The 22,533-nt window shown below is 56.8% G+C and carries 22 protein-coding genes; 12 read left to right on the plus strand and 10 right to left on the minus strand.

The annotated features are described in order from the left end of the window. Nucleotides 1–113: 113 nt before the first annotated feature. The 5 genes from cmoB to M2433_RS00195 are packed head-to-tail and all read right to left on the minus strand — an operon-like array spanning nucleotide 114 to nucleotide 3,694. Nucleotides 114–1,085 (minus strand): tRNA 5-methoxyuridine(34)/uridine 5-oxyacetic acid(34) synthase CmoB, encoded by a 972-nt coding sequence (gene cmoB / locus M2433_RS00175; RefSeq protein ID WP_063428214.1) that lies wholly within the window; start codon nucleotides 1,083–1,085, stop codon nucleotides 114–116. After that, nucleotides 1,082–1,825, minus strand: coding sequence for a carboxy-S-adenosyl-L-methionine synthase CmoA (gene cmoA / locus M2433_RS00180; protein ID WP_429052035.1), 744 nt, complete (start codon nucleotides 1,823–1,825; stop codon nucleotides 1,082–1,084). Before cmoA ends, cmoB begins: the two co-directional genes overlap by 4 nt. A 40-nt stretch (nucleotides 1,826–1,865) precedes the next feature. Continuing rightward, nucleotides 1,866–2,261 (minus strand): MAPEG family protein, encoded by a 396-nt coding sequence (locus tag M2433_RS00185; RefSeq protein ID WP_429052036.1) that lies wholly within the window; start codon nucleotides 2,259–2,261, stop codon nucleotides 1,866–1,868. 51 nt (nucleotides 2,262–2,312) lie between these two features. Continuing rightward, the gene (locus M2433_RS00190; RefSeq protein ID WP_429052038.1) at nucleotides 2,313–3,131 is read right to left on the minus strand and encodes a DUF72 domain-containing protein; all 819 of its coding nucleotides are present in this window, start codon (nucleotides 3,129–3,131) and stop codon (nucleotides 2,313–2,315) included. Then, a complete protein-coding gene (locus M2433_RS00195) occupies nucleotides 3,128–3,694 on the minus strand; it encodes a hydrolase (protein WP_047345936.1) in 567 nt (188 codons plus the stop codon). Before M2433_RS00195 ends, M2433_RS00190 begins: the two co-directional genes overlap by 4 nt. Nucleotides 3,695–3,957: 263 nt before the next feature. Here M2433_RS00195 and aspS point away from each other — a divergent pair, with 263 nt between their 5' ends. The 6 genes from aspS (at nucleotide 3,958) to ruvB (ending at nucleotide 9,214) form a co-directional block, all read left to right on the plus strand. Then, nucleotides 3,958–5,730, plus strand: a complete 1,773-nt coding sequence (gene aspS / locus M2433_RS00200; RefSeq protein ID WP_047345935.1) for an aspartate--tRNA ligase — start codon at nucleotides 3,958–3,960, stop codon at nucleotides 5,728–5,730. Between the two features lies 1 nt (nucleotide 5,731). Further along, nucleotides 5,732–6,175: a dihydroneopterin triphosphate diphosphatase gene (gene nudB, locus M2433_RS00205; protein WP_047345934.1), complete on the plus strand. Its 444-nt coding sequence runs from the start codon at nucleotides 5,732–5,734 to the stop codon at nucleotides 6,173–6,175. A 27-nt stretch (nucleotides 6,176–6,202) separates the two neighbouring features. Next, nucleotides 6,203–6,943 (plus strand): YebC/PmpR family DNA-binding transcriptional regulator, encoded by a 741-nt coding sequence (locus M2433_RS00210; RefSeq protein ID WP_047345933.1) that lies wholly within the window; start codon nucleotides 6,203–6,205, stop codon nucleotides 6,941–6,943. A 34-nt stretch (nucleotides 6,944–6,977) separates the two neighbouring features. After that, nucleotides 6,978–7,499, plus strand: a complete 522-nt coding sequence (ruvC, locus tag M2433_RS00215) for a crossover junction endodeoxyribonuclease RuvC (RefSeq protein WP_003859749.1) — start codon at nucleotides 6,978–6,980, stop codon at nucleotides 7,497–7,499. A gap of 81 nt (nucleotides 7,500–7,580) precedes the next feature. Further along, nucleotides 7,581–8,195: a Holliday junction branch migration protein RuvA gene (gene ruvA / locus M2433_RS00220; RefSeq protein WP_429052042.1), complete on the plus strand. Its 615-nt coding sequence runs from the start codon at nucleotides 7,581–7,583 to the stop codon at nucleotides 8,193–8,195. A gap of 8 nt (nucleotides 8,196–8,203) precedes the next feature. Next, nucleotides 8,204–9,214, plus strand: a complete 1,011-nt coding sequence (ruvB, locus tag M2433_RS00225; RefSeq protein WP_047345932.1) for a Holliday junction branch migration DNA helicase RuvB — start codon at nucleotides 8,204–8,206, stop codon at nucleotides 9,212–9,214. A 59-nt stretch (nucleotides 9,215–9,273) separates the two neighbouring features. Here the strand turns inward: ruvB and znuB are convergent, their stop codons facing one another. After that, nucleotides 9,274–10,059, minus strand: a complete 786-nt coding sequence (gene znuB / locus M2433_RS00230) for a zinc ABC transporter permease subunit ZnuB (RefSeq protein ID WP_429052044.1) — start codon at nucleotides 10,057–10,059, stop codon at nucleotides 9,274–9,276. Then, on the minus strand, nucleotides 10,056–10,811 hold the full coding sequence (gene znuC / locus M2433_RS00235; protein ID WP_429052045.1) for a zinc ABC transporter ATP-binding protein ZnuC: 756 nt from the start codon (nucleotides 10,809–10,811) through the stop codon (nucleotides 10,056–10,058). Before znuC ends, znuB begins: the two co-directional genes overlap by 4 nt. Nucleotides 10,812–10,888: 77 nt before the next feature. Between znuC and znuA the strand changes: the two genes are divergently transcribed. The 3 genes from znuA to lpxM all read left to right on the plus strand — a co-directional run bounded on the left by znuA (nucleotide 10,889) and on the right by lpxM (nucleotide 14,260). Next, nucleotides 10,889–11,833 (plus strand): zinc ABC transporter substrate-binding protein ZnuA, encoded by a 945-nt coding sequence (gene znuA, locus M2433_RS00240; protein WP_429053091.1) that lies wholly within the window; start codon nucleotides 10,889–10,891, stop codon nucleotides 11,831–11,833. A gap of 15 nt (nucleotides 11,834–11,848) precedes the next feature. After that, the gene (gene mepM, locus M2433_RS00245) at nucleotides 11,849–13,168 is read left to right on the plus strand and encodes a murein DD-endopeptidase MepM (RefSeq protein ID WP_264437894.1); all 1,320 of its coding nucleotides are present in this window, start codon (nucleotides 11,849–11,851) and stop codon (nucleotides 13,166–13,168) included. 120 nt (nucleotides 13,169–13,288) lie between these two features. Next, nucleotides 13,289–14,260: a lauroyl-Kdo(2)-lipid IV(A) myristoyltransferase gene (gene lpxM / locus M2433_RS00250; protein ID WP_429052049.1), complete on the plus strand. Its 972-nt coding sequence runs from the start codon at nucleotides 13,289–13,291 to the stop codon at nucleotides 14,258–14,260. Between the two features lie 44 nt (nucleotides 14,261–14,304). Here the strand turns inward: lpxM and pyk are convergent, their stop codons facing one another. Beyond that, a complete protein-coding gene (gene pyk / locus M2433_RS00255; protein WP_008500455.1) occupies nucleotides 14,305–15,747 on the minus strand; it encodes a pyruvate kinase in 1,443 nt (480 codons plus the stop codon). Between the two features lie 114 nt (nucleotides 15,748–15,861). After that, nucleotides 15,862–16,731: a MurR/RpiR family transcriptional regulator gene (locus tag M2433_RS00260; RefSeq protein ID WP_063957565.1), complete on the minus strand. Its 870-nt coding sequence runs from the start codon at nucleotides 16,729–16,731 to the stop codon at nucleotides 15,862–15,864. A gap of 356 nt (nucleotides 16,732–17,087) precedes the next feature. Here M2433_RS00260 and zwf point away from each other — a divergent pair, with 356 nt between their 5' ends. The 3 genes from zwf (at nucleotide 17,088) to kdgA (ending at nucleotide 21,289) form a co-directional block, all read left to right on the plus strand. After that, a complete protein-coding gene (gene zwf / locus M2433_RS00265) occupies nucleotides 17,088–18,563 on the plus strand; it encodes a glucose-6-phosphate dehydrogenase (protein ID WP_047345927.1) in 1,476 nt (491 codons plus the stop codon). Nucleotides 18,564–18,796: 233 nt separating this feature from the next. Next, entirely contained in the window at nucleotides 18,797–20,608 is a 1,812-nt protein-coding gene (edd, locus tag M2433_RS00270; protein WP_429052052.1) for a phosphogluconate dehydratase, read from the plus strand. A 39-nt stretch (nucleotides 20,609–20,647) separates the two neighbouring features. Then, on the plus strand, nucleotides 20,648–21,289 hold the full coding sequence (kdgA, locus tag M2433_RS00275) for a bifunctional 4-hydroxy-2-oxoglutarate aldolase/2-dehydro-3-deoxy-phosphogluconate aldolase (protein ID WP_429052055.1): 642 nt from the start codon (nucleotides 20,648–20,650) through the stop codon (nucleotides 21,287–21,289). A 41-nt stretch (nucleotides 21,290–21,330) separates the two neighbouring features. On the opposite strand, the gene purT is transcribed toward kdgA, so the two are convergent. Then, nucleotides 21,331–22,509, minus strand: a complete 1,179-nt coding sequence (gene purT / locus M2433_RS00280) for a formate-dependent phosphoribosylglycinamide formyltransferase (RefSeq protein ID WP_429052057.1) — start codon at nucleotides 22,507–22,509, stop codon at nucleotides 21,331–21,333. Nucleotides 22,510–22,533 lie beyond the last annotated feature (24 nt).

Consider the following 22,533-nt stretch of genomic DNA (forward strand, 5'->3'; position numbering starts at 1 on the left):
CATCATGTCGCCCAATATGATGCTTGCTTGTACCAGGCCCCTGCAATTTCAACAGGGGCCTTTTTTTATTCGCCCCTCTCCCCTATGGGGAGAGGGTTAGGGTGAGGGGAAAACTACGGCTTCGTTGCAATCAACACCGCACGCATCGGGGCAGGATAGCCTTCAATGGTTTTGCTGTGGTCGGCCGGGTCGAGGAACTGCTCCAGCGATTCGGTGATCATCCAGTCGGTGCGGCGCTGTTCTTCGATAGAGGTCACGCTGACGTCGGCAATTCGCACATCCACAAACCCGCACTTCTCCAGCCAGTTTTTCAGCGCCAGCGCGGAAGGGATGAAGTAAACGTTGCGCATCTGCGCGTAGCGGTCGCCCGGCACCAGAACGGCATGTTCATCGCCTTCAATCACCAGCGTTTCCAGCACCAGCTCGCCGCCGCTGACCAGCTGGTCTTTCAGTTGCCACAGGTGCTCAAGCGGGGAACGACGGTGATACAGCACGCCCATGGAGAAGACGGTATCAAACGCCTTCAGGGCGGGGAGCTGCTCAATACCCAGCGGCAGCAGGTGCGCGCGCTGGTCGTTACCCAGCAGTTTACGCACCGCTTCAAACTGGCACAGGAAGAGCTGCATCGGGTCAATACCTACCGCCAGATGCGCCCCTGCGCCAATCATGCGCCACATGTGATAGCCGCTGCCGCAGCCGACGTCCAGAATAGTGCGCCCGGTCAGGTCGGAAAGATGCGGCAGAACGCGATCCCATTTCCAGTCAGAGCGCCATTCGGTATTGATGTTCACGCCGTAAAGGGAAAACGGCCCTTTGCGCCACGGCATCAGGTTACGCATCAGCGTTTCGATGCGGTTGACCTGACCTGCCGGAAGCGGCTCTTCACTCTCTGCGGTCACGCTGTGCAGGAGATCCAGACGATGCGGGGTCAGCTCGGGCAGAAACTCCACCGCGTTTGACCACTGCTTTAGCAGGCCGTGCTGCTGATCCCGCTGCCAGGCGGCAATCTGTGCAGGCAGCGTCTCCAGCCAGTGGGAGAGCTGGTTTTTGGCAATCAGCTGATAGAAATTGCTGAACTCGATCATGCGGGTTCCCCCGCTTTCAGCGCTACCAGAGAGCCAAAGTTAAAGCACTGGAACCACAGTTCGCTATGCTCAAATCCAGCCTGACGCAGGCGCGCCTTGTGGGTTTCCACGGAGTCCGTCAGCATCACGTTTTCGAGCATGCTGCGCTTCTGGCTGATCTCCAGCTCGCTGTAGCCGTTCGCACGCTTGAAATCGTGGTGCATATTGAACAGCAGCTCGCCAACCTCGGCATCTTCAAAGCTGAATTTCTCTGAGAGCACCAGCGCGCCGCCAGGATTCAACCCTTTATAAATTTTGTCCAGCAGCAGCTGGCGGTCTTCGGGCACCAGGAACTGAAGGGTGAAGTTCAGCACCACCATCGACGCGTTTTCGATCTCAATCTCGCGAATATCGCCTTCCACCACGTCCACCGGGGTAGGCGCTTTATAAGCGTTAATATGGCGACGGCAGCGTTCAACCATGGCCGGGGAATTATCGACAGCAACGATCCGGCAGCCTTCGTGGTGAACGTTACGACGAACCGACAGCGTTGCCGCGCCGAGCGAGCAGCCCAGGTCATAGACCTGCGTGCCGGGTTGAACGAAGCGCTCAGCCAGCATGCCGATCATAGAGATAATATTGGAATAACCGGGAACAGAGCGCTGGATCATATCCGGGAAGACTTCGGCTACCCGTTCATCGAAGGTCCAGTCGCCCAGGCTGGCGATAGGCGCGGAAAAAAGCGTGTCGCGATCTGACATAACGTAAAAATCCGGGAAAAATAAAGTGGCGTATTGTGCGCTAATGGAGGGAGAAAACCAACTCCCACGGCATATACCACAGGTTAGCCAGCACCATCAGCACAAGTGAGCACCAGGTCGCACTCATGCCGGAACGACGCCAGCGGAATAAGCGGTGGTGAAAGCCGTAATAATGCATCAGCCGGCCCGCAATCAAAAGCAGGCCGCAGATGTGCACCATCCAGGTTTCTGCGCCATTCATCTCCATAAAAAGCAGCAGGATTAATGCCGCGGGGATGTATTCGACCGCATTGCCGTGAATGCGGATAGCGCTCTGTAGCTCGGAAAACCCGCCGTCGCCGTAAGAGACGCGGTACTGCATTCTGAGGCGCACAACATCAAATGAAAACTTAATCAGCAGTAATGCACCTAACACCGCATACAGCGCGCTGACCATACAAACTCCCTGTTTTTGGCAGATGGCACTTCACTATGATAGGGGGTGATATCAGAAAAGAGAAGATTGTTGTGGGATGGAAGGGGCGCTGCCCACGGACGGCACCGCAGCCTGCAAGGCCTGCCAGAGAGCATCGACCAGTTCTGGCGCCTGGGCGATATCCGGCGTGTGCAAAAAGAGATACGGCGTGGTGGTATGTTCCCACTTCGCTAACGTTTGCAGCCAGACGGCGAACATCGCCTGGTTTTGCTGCATGTTATCGCTGCCGATGAACCGAACCATGGGGTGATGAGCGGTTACCAGGGCGTGAACAGGTACTTTGGGCTTTTTACGCTGCGCATCAATGATGGCCTCACTGTGCGGTATAGCGCTGTGCACCGGACGGCTGTCGAGGATCACCCGGTTAACGGAGCGCTCAAGCAGGCCCCGATTGAGCGCCTTTTCGGCTTCACCTTTTGCAAAAAACTCAGGATGCCTGACTTCCACGCCGTAGGTAAATGACCGGGGAAGCGCATCAAGAAACTGCCAGAGTGCGGGCAGATCGCGCGGGCCAAAGACGGCCGGAAGCTGCAGCCAGTACTGACCGATGCGGTTCGCCAGCGGCGACATGCGCGTAAAAAATTCTTCGGTCAAATCCCCGCAGTTGCGCAGCGCGGCCTGGTGGGAAATGGTGGCCGGAAACTTGAAGCAGAAGCGGAAGTCGTCGGTGGTTTGTTCCCGCCAGCGCGCCACAATCTCTGTCCTGGGAAGCGCGTACAGGGTAGTGTTACCCTCGACGCAGTTGAAGTGTCGGGCATATTCTTCAAGGCTGGTGATGCCAAGGCGCACCCATTTCGGGTGCGACCACTGGGGCAAACCGACATACATCATAGCGCGCTGATAATCTCATCCGTGCTGCGCACGCGACCGATGCGCGGGAAGATATGAGTCATACTGCCCTGATGCTGTTCCGCGGAGGCCGCGCTGCAGGCATCTTCCGCAATCACCAGATTAAAGCCCAGCTCCCAGGCGTTACGGGCGGTAGACTCCACGCCGATATTGGTGGAAATGCCGCATAGAATGATGGTGTCGATGCCGCGACGGCGCAGCTGCAGCTCGAGATCGGTACCGTAGAATGCGCCCCACTGGCGTTTAGTCACTTCGATATCGCTGTCGCGTTTGCCGAGTGAGACCGGGTACGTCCACCAGTTTTCAGGCAGGGCATGTGCCGCGGCCTGCGCGTCGACGGGCTGTTTTAAGGCTTCGGCAAAATCAGCGGACCAGCCGACGCGCACCATGACAACAGGGGCACCGCTGGCGCGGCATTTTTCCGCCAGGCGGGCGGCGCGGCTGACGACATCGTCCGCAGCGTGCGGGCCGCCGGCAAAGGGCAGAATGCCTTCCTGTAAATCAATCACAACAAGCGCGGTTTTGCTGGCATCAAATGTTAACATCGTTACTCCCGTTAAATTAATCGCTTCCTGACACCATACGACGTGATGGCCTGTTATCGGTCGGATAATTTTGTTAATTTTTGTGAGAATACGCAATAAGAGTGCAGCAAACGAGCGTCTGGCCGTGGTTCGCTCTTATCGTCCGGCGGAATTTCCAGTATAATAGCCGCCTTTTTTCATCCAGTTGTGACATACAGAAAGCTGCGACATAGTAGCCTGCATACCAGGCGACATTTAGCCTGCGGCTAATTAAGGGATATCTCATGCGTACAGAATATTGCGGGCAGCTGCGTCAGTCCCACGTCGGACAGCAGGTCACCCTGTGTGGTTGGGTCAATCGTCGTCGTGATCTTGGTAGCCTTATCTTCATCGATATGCGCGACCGCGAAGGTATCGTTCAGGTGTTCTTCGATCCGGATCGCGCAGACGCATTGAAGCTGGCTTCTGAGCTGCGTAATGAGTTCTGCATTCAGGTCACCGGCACCGTGCGTGCGCGTGACGAGAAAAACGTCAACGCGGATATGGCGACAGGCGCCATTGAAGTGCTGGCGTCCGATCTGACCATCATCAACCGTGCTGAAGCGCTGCCGCTGGACTCCAACCACGTCAACACTGAAGAAGCGCGTCTGAAATACCGCTACCTGGATCTGCGTCGCCCGGAAATGGCTCAGCGCCTGAAGACCCGTGCGAAAATCACCAGCCTGGTGCGTCGCTTTATGGATGACCACGGTTTCCTCGATATCGAAACCCCGATGCTGACCAAAGCCACGCCGGAAGGCGCGCGCGATTACCTGGTCCCATCCCGCGTTCATAAAGGCAAATTCTACGCGCTGCCGCAGTCACCGCAGCTGTTCAAACAGCTGCTGATGATGTCCGGCTTCGATCGCTACTATCAAATTGTAAAATGCTTCCGCGACGAAGACCTGCGCGCTGACCGCCAGCCAGAATTTACCCAGATCGATGTGGAAACCTCCTTCATGACCGCCGAGCAGGTGCGTGAAGTGATGGAAGCCCTGGTGCGTAGCCTGTGGAATGACGTGAAGGGCGTAGAGCTGGGCGATTTCCCAATCATGACCTTCGCCGAAGCCGAGCGTCGCTACGGTTCTGATAAGCCAGACCTGCGTAACCCGATGGAGCTGGTGGACGTGGCTGACCTGGTGAAATCCGTTGAGTTCGCGGTATTCGCGGGCCCGGCTAACGACGCCAAAGGCCGCGTAGCAGCGCTGCGTGTACCTGGCGGTGCGGCTCTGAGCCGTAAGCAGATCGACGACTACGGCAACTTCATCAAGATCTACGGCGCGAAAGGTCTGGCCTATATTAAAGTGACCGAGCGTGCGAAAGGCCTGGAAGGTATTACTAGCCCGGTCGCGAAATTCCTGAACGCGGAAATCGTAGAAGCAATCCTTGAGCGCACCGGCGCGCAGGACGGCGATATGATCTTCTTCGGGGCAGACAACAAGAAAGTTGTTGCGGATGCGATGGGCGCGCTGCGTCTGAAGCTCGGCAAAGACCTAAACCTGACCGACGAGAACAAATGGGCGCCGCTGTGGGTTATCGACTTCCCGATGTTTGAAGACGACGGTGAAGGCGGTCTGACCGCAATGCACCACCCGTTCACGTCGCCAAAAGACATGACGGCGGCAGAGCTGAAAGCGGCGCCGGAAGACGCGGTCGCTAACGCTTATGACATGGTTATCAACGGCTACGAAGTGGGCGGCGGTTCCGTGCGTATTCACAGCGGTGAAATGCAGCAGACCGTGTTCGGCATCCTGGGCATCAACGAGCAGGAGCAGCGCGAGAAATTCGGCTTCCTGCTGGACGCGCTGAAATACGGTACGCCTCCGCACGCGGGTCTGGCCTTCGGTCTTGACCGTCTGACCATGCTGCTGACCGGCACCGATAACATCCGTGATGTTATCGCCTTCCCGAAAACCACCGCAGCGGCGTGTCTGATGACCGAAGCGCCAAGCTTTGCTAACCCGGCCTCTCTGGCCGAGCTGGGCATTGAAGTGGTGAAGAAGGAAGAGAAAAACTGATATGGCATATAAGCTTCCCGTTTCGGTCCTGGTGGTCATTTATGCAGAAGACACGAAGCGGGTGCTGATGTTGCAGCGGCGCGATGACCCTGATTTCTGGCAGTCGGTTACCGGCAGTCTGGAAGAGGGGGAAACCGCGTCGCAGGCCGCCGCGCGCGAAGTAAAGGAAGAGGTCGCCATCGATGTTGCCCGCGAGCAACTGACCCTGAAGGACTGTCAGCGCACGGTGGAGTTTGAAATTTTTAGCCATTTACGTCATCGCTACGCGCCGGGTACCGAGCGCAATACGGAATCGTGGTTCTGTCTCGCACTCCCCCACGAGCGGGAGATCGTGTTTACCGAACACCTGACCTACCGCTGGGTGAATGCGGCGGATGCCGCCGCACTGACCAAGTCGTGGAGCAACCGGCAGGCGATTGAAGAATTTGTAATTAACGCAGCCTGAAAAGGTGCGATTTTTGGAGAACTTTTTATGGCAGGTCATAGTAAGTGGGCCAACACCAAACACCGCAAAGCGGCACAGGATGCCAAGCGCGGTAAGATCTTTACCAAAATCATTCGCGAGCTGGTAACCGCAGCGCGTCTGGGCGGCGGCGACCCGGCTTCTAACCCGCGTCTGCGCGCGGCGGTAGATAAAGCGCTGTCTAACAACATGACGCGCGACACCCTGAACCGTGCTATCGCACGCGGCGTGGGCGGCGATGAAGACGCGAACATGGAAACCATCATTTATGAAGGTTACGGTCCTGGCGGTACGGCGGTAATGGTTGAGTGTCTGTCAGACAACCGTAACCGTACCGTAGCGGAAGTGCGCCACGCGTTCACCAAAACCGGTGGCAACCTGGGCACCGACGGTTCCGTTGCGTACCTGTTCAGTAAAAAAGGCGTCATCTCCTTCGAGAAGGGCGACGAAGATGTCATCATGGAAGCGGCGCTGGAAGCCGGTGCGGAAGACGTCGTGACCTTCGACGATGGTGCTATTGACGTTTACACCGCGTGGGAAGAGATGGGCGCCGTGCGCGATGCGCTGGAAGCGGCTGGCCTGAAAGCGGACAACGCTGAAGTCTCCATGATCCCGTCTACCAAAGCGGACATGGATGCGGAAACGGCACCAAAACTGCTGCGTCTGATCGACATGCTCGAAGACTGCGATGACGTGCAGGAAGTGTATCACAACGGTGAAATCTCTGATGAGGTTGCAGCGACTCTCTAATGAGAGCGTGTAAATCCGTTACAGGAGACGCGTGATGTCGATTATCCTTGGGATTGACCCCGGCTCGCGCGTCACCGGTTATGGCGTTATCCGTCAGGTGGGACGCCAGCTAACCTACCTCGGAAGCGGGTGTATTCGCACCAAAGTGGACGATCTTCCTTCGCGCCTCAAGCTCATTTATGCGGGCGTGTCGGAGATCATCACCCAGTTTCAGCCTGACTATTTCGCCATTGAGCAGGTCTTTATGGCGAAAAACGCCGATTCGGCGCTAAAGCTGGGTCAGGCACGCGGTGTCGCCATCGTGGCTGCGGTGAACCAGGATTTGCCGGTATTTGAATACGCGGCAAGGCAGGTTAAGCAGACGGTGGTGGGCATCGGAAGCGCGGAGAAAAGCCAGGTGCAGCACATGGTGCGAACCTTGCTCAAGCTCCCGGCGAACCCGCAGGCGGACGCCGCGGATGCGCTGGCTATCGCGATTACCCACTGCCACGTCAGCCAGAACGCGATGCAAATGAGCGAGTCGCGGCTCAATCTGGCGCGGGGCAGGTTACGATAATCAGAAATCAGGCTGGATGTTTATCCAGCCTTTTTTTATTATATCGCCAGTCCAACATTTTCCAGAACGCAGGAGCGTCACGTGATAGGCAGACTCAGAGGCATCATCATTGAAAAACAACCCCCGTTAGTGCTGCTGGAAGTGGGTGGCGTGGGCTATGAAGTCCATATGCCGATGACCTGCTTCTACGAGCTGCCGGACGCGGGCAAAGAGGCGACTGTCTTTACCCAGTTTGTGGTGCGTGAAGATGCTCAGCTGCTGTACGGCTTCAATAACAAACAGGAACGCACCCTGTTCCGCGAGCTGATTAAAACCAACGGAGTGGGGCCGAAGCTGGCGCTGGCGATTTTATCCGGCATGTCAGCCCCGCAGTTTGTGAATGCCGTTGAGCGAGAAGATCCTGCGGCGCTGATTAAGCTTCCTGGCATCGGCAAAAAAACCGCCGAGCGCCTGATTGTCGAAATGAAAGACCGCTTCAAAGGGCTGCATGGCGATCTCTTCACCCCGGCGGCCGATCTGGTGCTCACGTCACCTGGCGGCCCTGCGACGGATGACGATGCCGAGCAGGAAGCGGTTGCTGCGCTGGTGGCGCTGGGCTATAAACCTCAGGAGGCCAGCCGTATGGTGAGCAAAATTGCCAAACCGGATGCCAGCAGTGAAACCCTGATTCGTGAAGCGCTGCGCGCTGCATTGTGAGGTAAAGGATGATTGAAGCAGATCGCCTGGTGTCGGCAGGCACCCTTCAGGCAGAAGACGTGGTGGATCGCGCGATCCGCCCGAAACTGCTTGATGAGTATATCGGCCAGCCGCAGGTGCGTTCCCAGATGGAGATTTTCATCCAGGCGGCAAAACTGCGCGGCGATGCGCTCGATCACCTGCTGATTTTTGGCCCTCCGGGTTTGGGGAAAACCACGCTGGCGAATATCGTCGCCAATGAAATGGGCGTTAACCTGCGTACCACCTCTGGCCCGGTACTGGAGAAGGCGGGGGATCTGGCGGCGATGCTGACCAACCTCGAACCCCATGACGTGCTGTTTATCGATGAAATCCACCGTCTGTCGCCGGTGGTGGAGGAAGTGCTCTATCCGGCGATGGAAGACTACCAGCTGGATATCATGATCGGTGAAGGCCCGGCTGCGCGCTCCATCAAAATCGATCTCCCGCCGTTTACCCTGATTGGCGCTACCACCCGAGCGGGATCGCTGACCTCACCGCTGCGCGACCGTTTCGGCATTGTGCAGCGCCTGGAGTTTTACCAGGTGCCCGATCTCCAGCATATTGTTGGCCGTAGCGCCCGCTATATGGGCCTGGAGATGAGCGAAGAGGGGGCGTTTGAAGTGGCGAAGCGTTCCCGCGGCACGCCGCGTATTGCCAACCGCCTGCTGCGACGCGTGCGCGACTTTGCCGAAGTAAAGCATGATGGCTCGATTTCCGCCGAGATTGCCGCGCAGGCGCTGGACATGCTGAACGTCGATGCAGAAGGCTTTGACTATATGGACCGCAAGCTGCTGCTGGCGGTGCTGGACAAGTTCTTTGGTGGTCCGGTCGGGCTGGATAACCTGGCGGCGGCTATCGGTGAAGAGCGCGAAACTATTGAGGACGTGCTTGAGCCGTATCTGATCCAGCAGGGCTTCCTGCAGCGCACCCCGCGTGGACGCATGGCGACGGTGCGGGCGTGGAATCATTTCGGCATTACGCCACCGGCAATGCCGTAATGCGGAACACCCTCTCCCCGTGGGAGAGGGGCAGGGTGAGGGCATCAGCGCCCTCGATGTTAACTTGCCGTCTTCTTCATCATACTGAAGATAAACAGCACCGCCGCGCTCAGCACCACGGACGGCCCCGCAGGCGTATCGTAGAACGCCGAGAAGGTTAACCCCCCCGTTACCGCAACCATCCCAACAATCACGGCCACGCCAGCCATCTGCTCCGGCGTACGGGCAAAACGACGCGCCGTGGCGGCGGGAATGATCAGCAGCGAGGTGATAATCAGCGCGCCGACGAACTTCATCGCCACGCCAATGGTTAACGCCGTCACCAGCATCAGCAGCAGCTTCACGCGCTGCAGCTTCACGCCGTCGACAAACGCCAGGTCCGGGCTGACGGTCATCGCCAGTAAATTACGCCACTGCCAGAGCAAAATCCCCAGGACTACAACCACGCCGATAGCGATGGCGATCAGATCGTCCGGCGTCACGGCCAGCAGGTCGCCGAACAGGTAGGCCATCAGGTCAACGCGAATGTTCGACATCAGGCTGACCACCACCAGACCCAGAGACAGGGCGCTGTGCGCCATAATACCCAGCAGCGTGTCGACAGCGAGGTGAGGGCGTTTTTCCAGCCAGACCAGACCGGCCGCCAGCAGCAGCGTGACCACAATTACCGCGTAGAAGGGATTCACATCCAGCAGCAGACCAAAGGCAACGCCCAGCAGAGACGCATGCGCCAGGGTATCACCGAAATAGGACATTCTGCGCCACACCACAAACGAGCCCAGCGGCCCGGCGGCGCAGGCGAGCATAATCCCGGCCAGCCAGCCGGGCAGTAACAGTTCAATCATGAGTGTCCATTTCCCCGGCGCAGGACAATTCGTCCCTGTAAATCATGGCGATGATTATGATGATGGCGATAAATGCCCAATTGTTCAGCGCCGCGAGGGCCGAACATGGAGATAAATTCAGGGTGCATTGACACCACTTCAGGCGTGCCGGAGCAGCAGATATGATGGTTGAGACACAGCACTTCGTCGGTTTTCGCCATGACCAGATGCAGATCGTGGGACACCATCAGCACCGCGCAGTTCAGCTCCCGGCGCAGCTGGTCGATAAGGTCGTAAAGCGCGACCTGGCCGTTGACGTCGACGCCCTGGGTTGGCTCATCCAGTACCAGCAGCTGCGGGCTGCTCAGCAGCGCGCGGGCCAGCAAAACGCGCTGCGTTTCACCTCCGGACAGTTTTTGCAGCGGCGCATCAATAAGATGGCCCGCCTGCACGCGTTTCAGCGCCGGAAGAATATCGGCTTTCCGCGTGCCGGGGCGCAGACGCAGGAAACGGCTGACCGTCAGCGGCAGCGTGGCGTCGAGGTGAAGCTTTTGCGGCACATAGCCGATGCGCAATTTTTCCTCACGCTTGATCACACCTTCGTCGGGAGCGACCAGACCCAGCACCACGCGCACCAGGGTGGATTTACCTGCGCCATTGGGACCGAGTAGCGTCAGAATTTTACCGGGCTTCAGATCAAGCGACACGTCAGAGAGGACGCGGCGCTGGCCAAATGAGACCGTAATATTTTCAAGAGAAACCAATGTCGTCATGTCATTTTAAGCTTGAAGAAGTCAACGAATGTTATAATATCACATTTCACGCATTCACTACGATGATTAGTCGCATTATGTTACATAAAAATACGCTTCTTTTCGCAGCATTATCCGCTGCCCTTTGGGGAACAACCGCACAAGATGTTAACGCGGCTGTTGTCGCTTCGCTTAAACCGCTCGGTTTCATCGCGTCGGCCATTGCAGATGGGGTCATTGAAACCCAGGTTCTGCTTCCCGACGGCGCATCTGAGCATGACTATTCTCTGCGTCCTTCGGATGTAAAGCGCTTACAAAACGCGGACTTAGTGGTATGGATTGGTCCTGAAATGGAAGCGTTTATGCAAAAGTCAGCAAAACAGGTTGCTGGCGAAAAACAGGTCGCGATTGCCGCGCTACCAGGCGTGAAACCGTTGCTCATGAAAGGGGCCGACGACGACGGCGACGACCATGACCATCACCCTGCAGATGCAGAAAAAGGTGACGGAGATCACCATCACGGCGAGTACAACATGCATCTTTGGTTATCCCCAGAGATAGCGCGCCTTTCGGCGGTTGCAATCCATGACAAATTAGTGGAACTTATGCCGCAAAGTCGAGCCAAACTTGACGCCAACCTGAAAGATTTTGAGGCACAATTAGCCGCAACCGATAAGCAGGTAGGTAATGAGCTCGCACCGTTGAAAGGAAAAGGGTATTTCGTTTTTCATGACGCCTACGGCTATTACGAAAAACACTACGGCCTGACCCCGCTGGGTCACTTCACCGTCAACCCTGAAATTCAGCCTGGTGCGCAGCGTTTACATGAAATCAGAACACAGCTGGTTGAGCAAAAAGCGACATGCGTTTTTGCTGAGCCACAGTTCAGGCCAGCGGTCGTAGAAGCCGTGGCCAGGGGGACATCCGTGCGCATGGGAACCCTTGACCCGCTAGGTACGAATATCCAGTTGAGCAAAGCGAGCTATTCGCAGTTCCTCAGCCAACTGGCGAACCAGTATGCGAGCTGCCTGAAAGGAGATTAACGAGGAAGTGAATACGTGCAACAGATAGCCCGCTCTGTCGCCCTGGCATTTAACAATCTGCCTCGACCCCATCGCGTTATGCTGGGGTCGCTTACAGTACTCACCTTAGCGGTCGCCGTCTGGCGGCCCTATGTTTACCACCCGAGTTCTGCCCCTATCATCAAAACCATTGAGCTCGAAAAGAGCGAAATCCGCTCTTTGCTGCCTGAAGCCAGTGAGCCTATCGACCAGGCGGCTCAGGAAGATGAAGCTATTCCACAGGATGAACTGGACGATAAAACCGAGAACGAAGCGGGTATCCACGAATATGTTGTGTCTACCGGGGACACGCTGAGCAGCGTGCTGAACCAGTACGGCATCGACATGGGTAATATCAGCCAGCTGGCGGCTGCGGATAAAGATCTTCGCAACCTGAAAATCGGTCAACAGCTCTCCTGGACATTAACGGCCGATGGGGACCTGCAGCGTCTGACCTGGGAAATGTCCCGCCGCGAAACCCGCACCTACGATCGCACTGCAAACGGTTTCAAAATGACCAGCGAAATGCAGAAGGGCGACTGGGTTAACAGCGTTCTGAAAGGCACCGTGGGTGCGAGCTTTGTCTCCAGCGCGCGAGATGCAGGATTGACCAGCGCTGAAATCAGCTCGGTGATCAAAGCCATGCAGTGGCAGATGGATTTCCGCAAGCTGAAGAAGGGTGATGAGTTTTCCGTTCTGATGTCCCGTGAAATGCTCGACGGCAAGCGCGAGCAGAGCCAGCTGCTGGGTGTGCGTCTGCGCTCCGAGGGCAAAGATTACTACGCGATCCGTGCCGAAGACGGCAAGTTCTATGACCGCAGCGGTACGGGCCTTGCGAAAGGTTTCCTGCGCTTCCCGACGGCTAAACAGTTCCGTATCTCCTCTAACTTTAACCCCCGTCGTCTGAACCCGGTGACCGGGCGCGTCGCACCGCACCGCGGCGTTGACTTTGCCATGCCTCAGGGCACGCCGGTACTGGCGGTAGGGGATGGTGAAGTGGTGGTCGCCAAACGTAGCGGTGCAGCCGGATATTATGTCGCGGTGCGTCATGGCCGTACGTATACGACCCGCTACATGCACCTGCGTAAGCTGCTGGTTAAACCTGGCCAGAAAGTGAAGCGTGGTGACCGTATCGCGATCTCCGGAAACACCGGGCGTTCTACCGGCCCGCACCTGCACTATGAAGTGTGGATCAACCAACAGGCAGTGAACCCGCTGACGGCGAAACTGCCGCGCACCGAAGGCCTGACGGGTAAAGATCGTGCTGATTACCTGGCGCAGGTGAAAGAGGTGCTGCCGCAGCTGAGCTTAAACTAAGCCCTCTGTTTTTGTTAAAAAGCCGGCGTCAGTATGCGCCGGCTTTTTCTTTTGTGCGTGAGCGCCAGCCTCGCTACACTATCTGAATATTTTTTTGCGTCATCAGACCCTGGATCCAGCATGGAAACCCCAAAAAACAATATTGAATACATTCCTGAGTTTGAGAAATCTTTCCGCCATCCGCGCAACTGGGGCGCCTGGCTTGGCGTTTACGCCTTTGCAGGGATGGCGATGTTACCCGCTGCCGTTCGCGATCCTGTGCTGGGTAAAATAGGCCGTCTGGCAGGGCGCTTAGGCAAAAGTGCTCGTCGTCGCGCACAAATTAACCTCTATTACTGCTTCCCGGAAAAGAGCGACGCGGAGCGAGAGGCCATTATTGATGCCATGTATACCACTGCGCCTCAGGCAATGGCGATGATGGCGGAGCTGGCGCTGAAAGGGCCGGAAAAAGTCATGGAACGCGTTGACTGGAAAGGGCTGGAGATCATTGACGAGATGCGCCGCAACGATGAGAAGGTCATTTTTCTCGTTCCGCACGGCTGGGGCGTTGATATTCCAGCCATGCTGATGGCATCACAGGGCCAGAAGATGGCGGCAATGTTCCATAACCAGGGCAACAAGATCTTCGATTACGTCTGGAATACTGTGCGTCGTCGTTTTGGTGGTCGTCTTCATGCGCGAAATGATGGCATCAAGCCGTTCATTCAGTCCGTGCGCCAGGGATACTGGGGTTACTATTTGCCGGATCAGGACCACGGCCCCGAGCACAGCGAGTTTGTTGATTTCTTCGGGACCTACAAGGCGACTCTGCCTGCGATTGGCCGTCTGATGAAAGTGTGTCGTGCCCGGGTCATTCCGCTTTTCCCGGTCTACGATGGCAACACTCATCGTCTGAGCATTGAGGTTCGCCCGCCGATGGACGATCTCCTCACCGCGGACGATCGCACCATTGCGCGTCGAATGAACGAAGAGGTGGAGATCCTGGTGGGACCGCATGTTGAGCAGTACACGTGGATACTGAAGCTGCTCAAAACGCGCCAGCCGGGTGAGATTGAGCCGTATAAGCGCAAAGAGCTGTATCCGACGAAATAAAAAAAGCCCTCTCCACTGGAGAGGGCTTTTTAACAGAGACGTTATTACTCGACGGTCATAACGCGCGTGGTGTTGGTTGAGCCGATGGTGCTCATCACATCGCCCTGGGTCACAATGACGATATCCCCGGAAACCAGATAGCCTTTGTCGCGCAGCAGGTTTACAGCATCGTGCGCCGCAGCCACGCCATCATTGGTGCTGTCAAAGTGAACCGGCGTTACCCCGCGGTACAGCGCCGTCAGGTTCAGCGTGCGTTCGTGGCGAGACATGGCGAAGATCGGCAGGCCGGAGCTGATACGGGAGGTCATCAGCGCAGTACGGCCGGATTCGGTCATAGTGATGATCGCCGTTACGCCCTTAAGGTGGTTCGCGGCGTACATGGCAGACATCGCGATCGCTTCTTCCACGTTGTCGAACTGCACGTCCAGACGGTGTTTAGAGACGTTAATGCTCGGGATCTTTTCCGCGCCCAGGCAGACGCGCGCCATGGCTGCCACGGTTTCTGCCGGATACTGGCCCGCGGCGGTTTCCGCAGAGAGCATGACCGCATCGGTACCGTCCAGCACGGCGTTGGCCACGTCCATGACTTCCGCACGGGTCGGCATTGGGTTAGTGATCATGGATTCCATCATCTGAGTGGCGGTGATCACCGCGCGGTTCAGCTGACGGGCGCGACGAATCAGCGCTTTCTGGATACCCACCAGTTCAGGGTCACCGATTTCCACGCCCAGGTCGCCGCGCGCAACCATCACGACGTCAGACGCGAGGATCACGTCGTCCATCGCGTCCTGATCGCAAACCGCTTCCGCACGTTCAACCTTGGCGACGATTTTGGCATCACAGCCTGCATCACGTGCCAGACGACGCGCATAGTTAAGATCTTCGCCGCAGCGCGGGAAGGAAACGGCCAGGTAGTCAACGCCAATCAGCGCTGCAGTCACGATGTCCGCTTTGTCTTTATCGGTAAGCGCCTCTGCAGAGAGGCCGCCGCCCAGCTTGTTGATGCCTTTATTGTTGGAGAGCGGGCCGCCGACGGTGACTTCGGTGAACACTTTCATGCCCTGAACTTCCAGCACTTTCAGCTGTACGCGCCCGTCGTCGAGCAGCAGAATATCGCCTGGCACCACGTCAGCCGGCAGGCCTTTATAGTCGATACCGACTTTCTCTTTATCGCCTTCGCCTTTGCCCAGGTTGGCATCAAGCAGGAATTTGTCGCCGATATTGAGGAAAACTTTACCCTCTTTAAAGGTCGAAACACGAATTTTAGGGCCCTGTAAATCGCCAAGGATAGCAACGTGGCGGCCCAGTTTTGCTGCGATTTCACGCACTTTATCGGCACGTAATTTATGGTCTTCTGGCGTACCGTGAGAGAAGTTCATACGCACCACGTTGGCACCAGCGGCGATAATTTTTTCAAGATTATTATCGCGGTCGGTGGCCGGGCCTAAGGTGGTTACGATCTTGGTTCTGCGAAGCCTTCTGGACATGTAATACTCCGTTGACTGAAACAACTTTGGTGTTGCGTGAACATTGAATCGGCCTTCATCTGCCGCAAGGCAGCAAAGAGGGGACCGAATGCCGTAAGTCGTACATCTTAGTTATTAGGGAACATCGCTCTTTATAAGCAATTCTTTATCAAAACGCGATTCCTTCAGCGCTTCCTTGACCCGCTTCAAGTTATCCCGGAATTTTGCGCCCCGACGCAAGGTAAAACCGGTCGCCAGCACGTCAATCACCGTAAGCTGCGCCAGACGGGAGACCATCGGCATATAGATGTCGGTGTCTTCCGGCACGTCGAGAGTAATTGCCAGCGTCGCTTCACGCGCCAGCGGCGTGCCCGCCGTGGTAAGGGCGATCACCATGGCATCGTTTTCACGGGCCAGCTGCGCCAGCTCGACCTGACTCTTGGTGCGGCCGGTATGCGAAATCAGCACCACGACGTCATCCTCACTGCAATTCATACAGCTCATGCGTTGCAGCACAATGTCATCGGAGTAAATCACCGGGACGTTAAAGCGGAAAAATTTGTTCATGGCGTCATGCGCCACGGCCGCCGACGACCCGAGACCAAAGAAGGCAATCCGCTTGGCCTGGGTGAGCAAATCCACCGCGCGATTCACGGAGCTCATATCCAGAGACTGGCGAACGTGATCAAGCGAGGCCATGGCCGACTCAAATATTTTCGCGGTATAGGCATCAACGCTGTCGTCTTCATCCACATTACGATTAACATAAGGGGTGCCGTTAGCCAGACTTTGTGCCAGATGCAGTTTAAAATCAGGAAAGCCGCGCGTTTCCATGCTGCGGCAAAAGCGATTGACCGTCGGTTCGCTAACACCCGCTTCCTGTGCCAGAGCGGCGATGCTTGAATGGATCGCCTGAGCGGGAGAGGCCAGAATGACCTCGGCCACTTTTCGCTCGGATTTGCTAAGGTGTTCCAGTTGAAACTGGATTTTTTCCAGCATGTTCATGTTAACAGGACGCTCATGGGTGTAAACGATTTCATAGATTGATGAAATCGTGATTCGATTTAGCCGATATTACCCTTGCGGCTTCCATAAAGGGTAACAATCGACAAGATAATGTTGTTGTTTTTTTTCATTACTTGATCGGTGTCGGGTTTTGCTGTGACCCTGTTGCGCAAAGAATCGACGCTTGTTGCGTCATTACGCCACCGTAACCCGCTAACGGGTGAAAAATCACGGTATCGCACGCGACGTTAAGCGCTAATGGTTTCGGGAATGACGTAAAAGCAGTACAGTGCATTGTAATAAAATTACAACGATACCTGGCAGAAGCACCAGGTGATCCAACTGAGGAGAATGACATGGCGGTAACGCAAACAGCCCAGGCATGTGACCTGGTCATTTTCGGCGCGAAAGGCGATCTTGCACGCCGAAAATTGCTGCCTTCCCTGTATCAACTGGAGAAAGCGGGCCAAATTCACCCGGATACCCGTATCCTGGGTGTTGGGCGCGCCGACTGGGATAAGGACGCTTATACTAAAGTCGTCCGCGAGGCGCTCGAAACGTTCATGAAAGAAAAAATTGATGAAAGTTTGTGGGATACCCTGAGTGGACGCCTCGATTTCTGCAATCTGGACGTCAATGACGTCAGCGCGTTTACCCGCTTAGGCGCGATGCTGGATCAGAAAAACCGTGTCACCATTAACTATTTCGCCATGCCGCCAAGCACCTTCGGCGCCATCTGCAAAGGCCTGGGCGAAGCCAAACTGAACGCCAAACCGGCTCGCGTCGTGATGGAAAAACCGCTGGGTACCTCACTGGCCACCTCGCGTGAAATCAACGACCAGGTGGGCGAGTTCTTTGAAGAGTGCCAGGTTTACCGTATTGACCATTACCTCGGTAAAGAGACGGTACTGAACCTGCTGGCACTGCGCTTTGCCAACTCCCTGTTTGTGAATAACTGGGACAACCGCACCATCGACCACGTGGAAATCACCGTGGCGGAAGAGGTGGGCATTGAAGGCCGCTGGGGTTACTTTGACCAGGCCGGCCAGATGCGCGACATGATCCAGAACCACCTGCTGCAAATTCTGTGCATGATCGCCATGTCCCCACCGTCTGACCTGACGGCTGACAGCATCCGCGATGCAAAAGTAAAAGTGCTGAAATCGCTGCGCCGCATCGACCGCTCCAACGTGCGCGAGAAGACCGTTCGCGGTCAGTACACCGCCGGGTTTGCGCAGGGCAAAAAAGTGCCAGGCTACCTGGAAGAAGAGGGCGCGAACAAGGCCAGCAACACCGAGACGTTTGTGGCGATCCGCGTGGATATCGACGACTGGCGCTGGGCGGGTGTTCCATTCTACCTGCGCACCGGTAAACGTCTGCCGGCCAAGTGCTCCGAAGTGGTGGTTTACTTCAAAAACCCGGAACTGAACCTGTTCAAAGAGTCCTGGCAGGAGCTGCCGCAGAACAAACTGACCATTCGTCTGCAGCCGGACGAAGGGGTGGATATCCAGATCCTGAACAAAGTGCCGGGTCTGGATCATAAACACAACCTGCAGACCACCAAGCTGGATCTGAGCTACTCAGAAACCTTCAACCAGACGCACCTGGCCGATGCTTACGAACGTCTGCTGCTGGAAACCATGCGCGGCATTCAGGCGCTGTTCGTGCGTCGCGATGAAGTGGAAGAGGCGTGGAAATGGGTCGACTCCATCACCGAAGCCTGGGCGGCCGATCAGGATGCGCCAAAACCGTATCAGGCGGGCACATGGGGACCTGTTGCGTCGGTGGCGATGATCACCCGCGATGGCCGCTCCTGGAACGAGTTTGAGTAAGATACTCCTCTAGTTCGAAAGTGTTATTTTACCGGTAACATGATCTAACACAGCTAGTGGCATAATTTTCAACTTTTAAGCTCCGCGTGGATTCACCCGCGGAGCTTTTTTTATTACACTGCCGGAAGTGATTTTGCCCCTGAGCTCCGGACAGCAAGCGTTTCAGCGTTGTTAACAACTGCCAGCGACTTTGTAAACTCCCGAGCCCGGACAGATAAATGAGAGGAGCTTTTATGAATCCGACATTGTTACGCGTAACACAGCGCATTATCGAGCGCTCGAAAGAGACCCGTTCGGCCTACCTCGCCCGGATTGAACAGGCAAAGAGCAACACCGTACATCGCTCGCAGCTGGCCTGCGGTAACCTGGCACACGGTTTCGCCGCCTGCCAGCCTGAAGATAAAGCCTCATTAAAGAGCATGTTGCGTAACAATATCGCCATCATTACCTCCTACAACGATATGCTTTCCGCGCACCAGCCATATGAGGTTTATCCCGATATCATCCGTAAAGCGCTGCACAGCGTGAATGCCGTGGGCCAGGTGGCGGGCGGCGTACCCGCCATGTGCGACGGCGTGACGCAGGGGCAGGACGGTATGGAGCTGTCTCTGCTCAGCCGAGAAGTGATTGCCATGTCCGCGGCGGTGGGTCTGTCACACAACATGTTTGACGGCGCGCTGTATCTCGGCGTGTGCGACAAGATTGTCCCGGGCCTGGTGATGGCCGCGCTGTCGTTTGGCCATCTGCCTGCGATCTTTGTGCCGTCCGGCCCGATGGCAAGCGGCCTGCCGAACAAAGAAAAAGTCCGCATTCGCCAACTGTATGCGGAAGGGAAAGCAGACCGCCAGGCGCTGCTGGAGGCGGAAGCAGCGTCCTACCATGCGCCGGGCACCTGTACGTTCTACGGCACGGCTAACACTAACCAGATGGTCGTGGAGTTTATGGGGATGCAGCTTCCGGGCTCGTCCTTTATCCAGCCGGATGCACCGCTGCGCAAGGCGCTGACCGAGGCTGCGGCACGTCAGGTCACGCGTCTGACCGGTAACGGCAACGAATGGATGCCGATGGGCAAAATGGTCGACGAAAAAGTCATCGTCAACGGTATCGTGGCGCTGCTGGCAACCGGGGGGTCAACTAACCACACCATGCACCTGGTGGCCATGGCGCGTGCGGCGGGCATTCTGATTAACTGGGATGATTTCTCCGAAATCTCTTCCGTGGTGCCTCTGATGGCACGCCTCTATCCGAACGGCCCGGCGGATATTAACCACTTCCAGGCCGCAGGCGGCGTACCGCTGCTGATGCGCGAGCTGCTGAAGGGCGGCCTGCTGCATGAAGATGTAAACACCGTGGCGGGCTTTGGCCTGCAGCGCTACACCCAGGAGCCGTGGCTGAACAACGGCGAGCTGGACTGGCGCGATGGGGCGAGCGTCTCTCTTGATGCGCAGGTGATTGCCACCATCGATAAACCGTTCTCTCCTCACGGCGGCACCAAAGTCCTGAGCGGCAACCTTGGTCGTGCGGTGATGAAAACCTCTGCCGTACCGGAAGAGAACCAGATTATCGAAGCACCGGCGGTGGTGTTTGAAAGCCAGCATGACGTATTACCCGCTTTTGATGCCGGTCTTCTCGATAAGGACTGCGTGGTGGTGGTGCGTCATCAGGGGCCAAAAGCCAACGGGATGCCAGAATTACATAAACTTATGCCACCACTTGGTGTATTATTGGACCGCCGTTTCAAAATTGCACTGGTAACCGATGGACGCCTCTCTGGCGCATCCGGTAAAGTGCCTTCAGCCATCCACGTGACGCCGGAAGCATACGACGGCGGCCTGCTGGCGAAAGTGCGTGACGGCGACATGATCCGCGTTAACGGTCAGACAGGCGAGTTAACCCTGCTGGTTAATGACGCAGAGCTGGCGGCACGTCAGCCCCATATTCCTGACCTGAGCGCCTCGCGCGTGGGGACTGGACGCGAAATGTTTGGTGCGCTGCGTGAGAAACTCTCCGGTGCTGAGCAGGGCGCAACCTGTATTACGTTTTAAGACGACTTGATTTTAACGATCTGGCGAGAGAAGACTCTGATGAAAAACTGGAAAACAAGTGCAGAAGCAATCCTGACCACTGGCCCTGTCGTGCCGGTTATCGTGGTAAACAAGCTGGAACACGCTGTACCGATGGCGAAAGCGCTGGTTGCGGGCGGCGTTCGCGTTCTGGAAGTGACCCTGCGTACCGCCTGCGCGATGGACGCGATTCGCGCTATCGCCAAAGAAGTGCCGGATGCCATCATTGGTGCGGGTACCGTTACGAACGCAAAACAGCTGGCTGACGTGACCGAAGCGGGCGCGCAGTTTGCCATCAGCCCGGGCCTGACCGAGCCGCTGCTGAAAGCGGCAACCGAGGGCACCATCCCGCTGATCCCAGGGATCAGCACCGTTTCTGAACTGATGCTGGGGATGGACTACGGTCTGAAAGAATTCAAATTCTTCCCGGCGGAAGCGAACGGCGGCACCAAAGCGCTGCAGGCGATTGCGGGTCCATTCTCTCAGGTGCGCTTCTGCCCGACCGGCGGTATCTCTCCTGCTAACTACCGTGACTACCTGGCGCTGAAAAGCGTGCTGTGCATCGGCGGCTCATGGCTGGTTCCGGCGGATGCGCTGGAAGCAGGCGACTGGGATCGTATCACCAAACTGGCTCGTGAAGCGGTTGAAGGCGCGAAGCAGTAAGTCATTCGCCGCATGAGAAACGGGCCTTACGGCCCGTTTTTTTATCCTGCTACCTTAACGTTTGCTGCGGCCGCTTTCGCTCTCGCCACGGCGGCGTCCACGTTATCCCCGGTGGCTAATGCCACGCCAAGACGACGGGAGCCATCGATTTCCGGCTTGCCAAACAAACGCACCTGCAGCCCTGCGCCCACCGCCGCGTCGACGTTATCAAACGTGACGTTCTGGCTGGTTAACTGCGGCAGGATCACCGCCGAGGCGGCCGGGCCGTACTGACGGATCCCGCCGACGGGCAGGCCGAGGAACGCGCGCACGTGCAGGGCGAATTCGGAGAGATCCTGCGAAATGAGCGTGACCATGCCGGTGTCATGCGGGCGAGGGGAAACTTCGCTGAAAATCACCTCATCACCGCAAACAAACAGCTCCACGCCGAACAGGCCGTATCCGTCCAGCGCCAGGACGGTCTTGCGGGCAATCTCCTGCGCACGTTCCAGCGCAAGGGCACTCATCTGCTGCGGCTGCCAGGATTCGCGGTAATCGCCATCTTCCTGACGGTGGCCAATCGGATCGCAGAAATGGACGCCGTCAACGGCGCTGACGGTCAGCAGTGTGATCTCGAAATCAAACTTCACCACGCCCTCGACGATTACGCGACCGGCTCCGGCGCGGCCACCCTGCTGGGCGTAATCCCACGCCTTGTCCAGCGTGCTGCTGTCGCGAATGAAGCTCTGCCCTTTACCGGAGGAGCTCATCACCGGCTTAATGATGCACGGGTAGCCAATCTCCTCGACGGCCTGCAGGAACGCGGCCTTATCGCCAGCAAAGCGGTAGCTCGAGGTGGGCAATCCCAGCTCTTCCGCCGCGAGGCGACGGATGCCTTCGCGGTTCATGGTCAGCTTTGCGGCTTTGGCACAGGGCACCACGCGCTGGCCTTCCTGTTCAAGGGCGATCAGCGTATCGGTGGCGATGGCTTCAATTTCCGGCACAACGAAATCCGGTTTTTCGCGCGTAATCAGCTCGCGAAGGGCATCGCCATCCAGCATATTAATCACATAAGAACGATGGGCGACGTGCATGGCGGGTGCGTCGGCGTAACGATCTACGGCAATGACTTCCACGCCTAGGCGCTGACACTCAATGGCGACCTCTTTCCCCAGTTCGCCCGACCCTAATAGCATCACTCGCGTCGCCGCAGGTCGCAGCGCGGTTCCTAAACGAATCATAACAATCCCCCTAAAAAAGTTGCG

The sequence above is a fragment of the Enterobacter sp. AC1 genome (assembly GCF_050434705.1).
Taxonomy (GTDB): Bacteria; Pseudomonadota; Gammaproteobacteria; order Enterobacterales; family Enterobacteriaceae; genus Enterobacter; species Enterobacter cloacae_L.